The 5,605-nt window shown below is 74.2% G+C and carries 4 protein-coding genes; 2 read left to right on the forward strand and 2 right to left on the reverse strand.

Translation table 11 applies throughout. The features are described from left to right. Positions 1-73 precede the first annotated feature (73 nt). Positions 74-1,150: a histidinol-phosphate transaminase gene (locus tag GSY69_RS13320; RefSeq protein WP_160954319.1), complete on the reverse strand. Its 1,077-nt coding sequence runs from the start codon at positions 1,148-1,150 to the stop codon at positions 74-76. A 6-nt stretch (positions 1,151-1,156) separates the two neighbouring features. Here GSY69_RS13320 and GSY69_RS13325 point away from each other — a divergent pair, with 6 nt between their 5' ends. Together GSY69_RS13325 and GSY69_RS13330 are read left to right on the forward strand one after the other, a co-directional pair. Then, complete coding sequence (locus GSY69_RS13325) at positions 1,157-2,356, forward strand: alpha/beta hydrolase (protein WP_235936560.1); 1,200 nt, start codon at positions 1,157-1,159, stop codon at positions 2,354-2,356. Positions 2,357-2,459: 103 nt separating this feature from the next. Further along, on the forward strand, positions 2,460-3,668 hold the full coding sequence (locus tag GSY69_RS13330) for an aminotransferase-like domain-containing protein (protein WP_160954320.1): 1,209 nt from the start codon (positions 2,460-2,462) through the stop codon (positions 3,666-3,668). A 108-nt stretch (positions 3,669-3,776) separates the two neighbouring features. On the opposite strand, the gene GSY69_RS13335 is transcribed toward GSY69_RS13330, so the two are convergent. Next, complete coding sequence (locus GSY69_RS13335) at positions 3,777-5,321, reverse strand: AMP-binding protein (RefSeq protein ID WP_160954321.1); 1,545 nt, start codon at positions 5,319-5,321, stop codon at positions 3,777-3,779. Positions 5,322-5,605 lie beyond the last annotated feature (284 nt).

Consider the following 5,605-nt stretch of genomic DNA (forward strand, 5'->3'; position numbering starts at 1 on the left):
GCCGCGGGCTCGCCCGCGTGCCCGGTCCCGTCCGCACCCGGCCGATCCGCGGCGCCGGCGCGCGCGGCCGCGCTCACTCCTGTGCCCCGAAGCGGCGGGCGACGTCGACGATGCGATCCATCGCCTCGTCCGGGCCGATGCTCACCCGAACCCCGGACCCCAGGTTGCGCACGGAGAGCCCGGCCTCGCGGCAGGCCGCCTCGAAGTCGGCCGAGCGGGCGCCGGCGGGAACCCAGACGAAGTTGCCCTGGGCGTCGGGGATGTCGAAGCCGAGCTCGCGCAGCCGGGCGGCGAGCTCGTCGCGGGCGGCGGCGATCCCCTTGGCGCGGACCTCGACGTCGGCCACCCGGGCCAGGGACTCCTCGGCGGCAGCCTGCGCCATGTCCGTGACGGAGAATGGCGCGATCGCCTTGCGCATCTCGTGGATGATCGTGGGCGAGGCGACGGCGAAGCCCACCCGCAGCCCGGCCAACCCGTGGGCCTTGGAGAACGTGCGGATGAGCACGAGGTTCGGGTAGCGCTCGAGCGCATCGAGGCCGTCCACTGCGCTCTCGGCGGTGACGAATTCGAGGTAGGCCTGGTCGAGGACGACGATGACGTCCGAGGGCACGCGGTACATGAAGTCGTCGAAGGCATCCTGCGCGATGGCGGGCCCCGTGGGGTTGTTCGGACTGCACAGCAGCACGAGGCTCGTCTGGTCGTCGATGGCCGCGGCCATCGCGGCGAAGTCGTGCTCCGCGCTTCCGGTCAGCTCCACGGGGCGCTTCTGTGCGCCGGACAGGCTGATGAGCTGGGGGTACATCTCGAACGAGGGCCACGGGTAGACGATGTTCGTGCCCTCCCCGCTCGTGATGTGGATGATCGCGGCGAGCGTCTCCGAGGCCCCCGCGCCGAAGATCAGCTGGTGCGGCTCCACGCCCAGGTGGGCGGCGAGCGCCGTGGTCAGGCGGTGCGCGCCCGGATCCGGGTAGAGGGCGGGATTGCCCGCGGCCTTGGCGATCGCCTCGATGACCCCGGGCATGGGCGGCAGGTGGTTCTCGTTCGAGGACAGCTTGTGCGCGGTGACCCCGGCGACGGGCGCCGCGGGCTTGCCGGGCACGTAGGCGGGGGTGTCGCTCAGTGCCGAGCGGAGGCGGAGATTCTGGCTCATGGAGTCATGGTCGCACAGAAGGCGCCCGGCGGGGCCGGCGTCTGCGCGGCTGTTCCCGAGGCGCGCGCCGGCGTCCACCGCGCGCTCAACCCGGTGCGGTTGAATGGCCCGATGACGCCCCATGCAGACACCCCGCCGCCGGGCGCCGAAGGCTGGCAGCCGGATATCCTGGGCGCGGGCTTCGAGCAGCGCCGCCTCGCCCTGCCGGGCGGGGCGCGCGCGACCCTCGTGCGCGCGGTGCCGGGCGCCGGCGGGTCGCCTGCGTCCCCGGCCGCGGGTGCGCAGGCCCCGGCCGCCGGCTGCGCCGTCCTGCACCTGCACGGCTGGTCGGACTACTTCTACCACGCCCACCTCGCGGACTTCTGGACCGCGCGCGGGGCCGCCTTCTACGCGCTCGACCTGCGCGACTACGGGCGCAATCTGGACCCTACCGATCGCTCGCAGCGCCCCGGTTACATCGCGAACCTCGCCGACTACGACGAGGAGATCGCGGCGGCCCTGGCGATCATCCGCTCCGAGCACCGGGACGCGGACACCGCCGGCCCCGGGCCGCGCCTCGTGCTCTCCGGCCACTCGACGGGCGGGCTGACCGCCGCGCTGTGGGCCCACCGCCACCCGGGGGCCACCGCGGCGCTCGTGCTCAACGCCCCGTGGCTGGAGTTCCAGTACACGAGCGCCGCGCGCAAGCTGCTGGGCCCGCTGCTGGGCACCCGCCGCCCGGCTGCGGGCCGCGCCTGGTCCGGCAGCACCGCGGCCGGCCGCACAGCGGCCCGTGGGCCGCTGCCGGTGCGGATGCCGAACTACTACACGCTGGCGGCGAGCCAGAACCACGGCGCGCCGCCCTACGATCTGGCGCTCAAGCCCCCGCAGTCGTTTCCCGTCCACGCGGCCTGGCTGCGCGCGGTCTTCGCGGGCCACCGGCAGGTGGAGCGCGGTCTGGACATCGACGCGCCGGTCCTCGTGCAGACCTCGGCGCGCAGCCTGCGCCGGCTGCGCTACGACGCGGCGATGGGCAGCGCGGACATCATCCTCGACGTCGAGGCGATCGCCCGGCGCGCCGTGAGCCTGGGACCGCTCGTGACAATCGAGCGGATCCCCGGCGCGGTCCACGACGTCTTCCTCTCCGCCCCGGCCGCCGTCGAGCGGGCGTTCGCGGGCCTCGACCGCTTCGCCCGCGGTTACCTCGCCCCGGCCTCCGGGGCCTGAGGGCTCAGCGGGCCGACGGCGCCTGAGACCACCGCGCCGCATCGGCCGTACCACCACGCGGAAGCGGCCCCGCGATGGCTCACCTGCCCCCTAGCATGGCGCCATGAGCACTCCCGATTGGTTCGGCCGGCTGGCCGAGCGCGCCCAGGCCGGCCCCAGCGAGCTCTCCGCGGTCCTCGCCCTCGCAGGCTCCGGCGGCGACCTCGTCGACTTCTCCGGCGGCTTCCCCGACCCGGAGCTGTTCGACACGCGACTGCTCGCCGAGCTCGCCGCCAAGGCGATCGAGACGCGGCCGGAGGTCGCCCTCCAGTACGCCTCGAACCGCGGCCTGCCCGGCCTGCGCGAGGCGCTGCGCGCCGACTTCGCCCGCACCCAGTCCCGCACCCCCGCCGACGACGAGCTCATCGTCACCTCCGGCGGGGTGGATGCGATGACGCTCATCTCCAAGGCCATGCTCGACCCCGGTGACGGTGTGCTCGTCGAGGCGCCCAGCTACCTGGGCGCCTTCAGCGTCTTCCGCTCCCATGAGGGGGTGTGCGTCTCCATGCGCAACGACGAGCACGGGCTCATCCCCGCTTCCCTCGCCGAGGCCGCCGCGGATGCGCGCGCCCGCGGGATCGAGCCCAAGTTCGCCTACGTCATCCCCGACTTCCAGAACCCCTCGGGGCTGCTCCTGTCGGCCGAGCGCCGCCGCGAAATCGTCGACACCGCCCGGGCGGAGGGGCTGCTCGTGCTCGAGGACGTCGCCTACCGCGACCTCGCGTTCGACGGCTCCACGCTGCCCTCGATCTACGAGCTCGGCCCGGACGTCACCGTCCAGGTGGGCACGTTCTCCAAGACGTTCAGCCCGGGCACGCGCCTGGGCTGGGCGGCGGGGCCCGCGCAGGTCATCGACGCGATGGCGCAGGCGAAGACGAACACGGACCAGTGCGCGGGGGCGCTGGGCCAGTGCATGCTGGAGTCCCTCATGCGCGAGGGCCACTACGCCCGGGCGCTGCCGCACCTGCAGCGGGCCTACGGCACCCGCGCCCAGGCGCTCATGGCCGCGCTCGACGAGCACGTGGGCTCCATGGCGACGTGGACCCGGCCCGCTGGCGGGTTCTTCACCTGGCTCGATGTGCCCGGGGTCGACACGAAGCTCCTCGCGCCCGTAGCGATCGACGCCGGAGTGGCGTTCGTGCCCGGCGCCCCGTTCTTCGCCGACCCCGGCGCGCACAGCCAGCTGCGCCTGTCGTTCTCCCGCACCCCCACCGGCCGCATGGGCGAGGGCGCCCGGCGCCTCGCCGCGGCCATCGGATTCCAGCGGGGCTGAGTCCACGGCCCGCCCCTCCCCCGCCCCGCGACCGAGGTGCGACAGCGGGCGGCCCGGCCCGCACCTCGGGCGCGGGAGGGGCGAGGCCGGCCGGCCCGGCGGGTGCGCTCAGTCCTCGCCCTGGCGCAGCAGGTAGCGCTGGAGCTTGCCGCTGGGCGTCTTGGGCAGCGTGTCGACGTAGTGGACGCGGCGCGGATAGGCGTGGTGCGAATAGCCCTCGCGGACCCGATCCTTGAGCTCGGCGGTCAGCTCGTCCGAGGCCTCGCGGCCGGGGGCCAGGACGACGAAGGCCTCCGCGATCTCCCCGCGGATCCCCTCCGGGTCGGGACGGCCGACGACCGCCACATCCACGACGTCCGGGTGGGTGATGAGGACGCTCTCCACGTCGAAGGGCCCGATCCGGTAGCCGGCCATGAGGATGATGTCGTCGTCGCGGGCGGTGAAGTAGAAGTCGCCGTCCTCGTCGCGGCGCCCGGTGTCGCCGGTGAGGTACCAGCGCCCGTCCGCGGAGAAGCGCTCGGCGGTCTTGTCCGGGGCGCCGACGTAGCCCTCGAACCACAGCAGCGGGCTGCCCTCGACGTCGATCGCGATGCCCCCGTCCACGATGTCCGCGCGATAGCCGGCGATCTCGCGGCCCATGGAATCGGGCTTGACGGGGCGCTTGAACGGCTCCGCCCACTGGTTGCAGATGACCATGCCGAGCTCGGTCTGCCCGTAGTGGTCGCGCACCTCGGTGCCGAGCGCCCGCTGCGCCCACACGCTGACGTCCGCGGTCAGCGGCTCGCCGGCCGAGGACGCGCAGCGCAGGCGCACGTGCGGCTCGACACCGGACTTCGACAGCTCCCGGTAGATCGTCGGGGCGCCGGCGAAGTTCGTCACGCCGCATGCCTCCATGACCTCGTAGGTGGAGGCGGGGCGGAAGCGCCCGGAGTACAGGATGTTCGGCAGCCCGGTGGTGAGCGGGCCGCAGACGCCGTAGTACAGGCCGTAGGCCCAGCCGGGGTCCGCCGCGTTCCAGAAGATGTCGTCGGGGCGGACGTCCAGGCTGTCCTCCATGTAGACCTGGAAGCTCGCCAGCGCGCGGATGGGCACGGGCACGCCCTTGGGCTTGCCCGTGGTGCCCGAGGTGAAGAGCTGGAGGAGCAGTCCGTCGCCGCCCAGCGCGGCATCGTCGCGGTAGGGCTCGGGCCGGGTCTGCGCGGCGTCGAACTCGGGGCCCGCGCTGAGCACGTCGAGGTAGTCGAGTCCCTCGAGCTTGTCCTCCTGGGAGGGCTCGGTGAGCACGAGGCGCGCCTGGGAGGCGCGCATGCGCATGTCGATCGCCGCGGTCGCGAACGCGGTGAACAGCGGCACGTAGACGGCGCCCAGGCGGGCGAGCGCCACGAGGGACACGACGAGCTCGGGGCGCTTCGTCATGAGCACGCCCACGCGCTGGCCGGCCACGACGCCGCGGGCCGCCAGGTCCGTGGCGAGCCGCCGGGAGCGCTCGGCCAGCTCGCCGTAGGACATGGCGGTCACGGCCAGCTCGTCGTCGACGAAGGTGAAGGCGGTCGTGTCGGGGTCGTGGCGGTCGCACAGCAGGTGGGCGGCGCTGACGTCGGGGCCGCTGTAGGCGGCGTACCATTCCGGGCTCCGGCCGACGATCTGTGCCACGGTGCTCTCCTCAGCTGGGTTCTGGGTCTGCGCGGGCGGCGGATTCGCCCGCCCCGCCCGCTCAGTCAACCACCGCCGAGGCGCGCGGGGCGCACGCGTCTTCCCATCCGAAACGCGCGCCGGGCAGGCGGGGCACGCGCACTGGGCATAGGGGCCCGCGAGGCTGCGCGCCGGGGTTCACTTCAGGGGTCTGCGCACGGGGCCGGCGGCCGGCAGGCCTGCGGGTCGGCGGATGCGGGGCTACCGGGCGGCGGGCCCGACCCCCGGGTGCGCGGCGCCGGCGC

The sequence above is a fragment of the Brevibacterium rongguiense genome (assembly GCF_009857845.1).
GTDB lineage: Bacteria > Actinomycetota > Actinomycetes > Actinomycetales > Brevibacteriaceae > Brevibacterium > Brevibacterium rongguiense.

Excerpts from the sequence above, each read along its gene's own strand:
- GSY69_RS13320 (WP_160954319.1), bottom strand. The coding sequence starts at position 1,150 with ATGAGCCAGAATCTCCGCCTCCGCTCGGCACTGAGCGACACCCCCGCC.
- GSY69_RS13330 (WP_160954320.1), top strand. The coding sequence starts at position 2,460 with ATGAGCACTCCCGATTGGTTCGGCCGGCTGGCCGAGCGCGCCCAGGCC.
- GSY69_RS13325 (WP_235936560.1), top strand. The coding sequence starts at position 1,157 with ATGGTCGCACAGAAGGCGCCCGGCGGGGCCGGCGTCTGCGCGGCTGTT.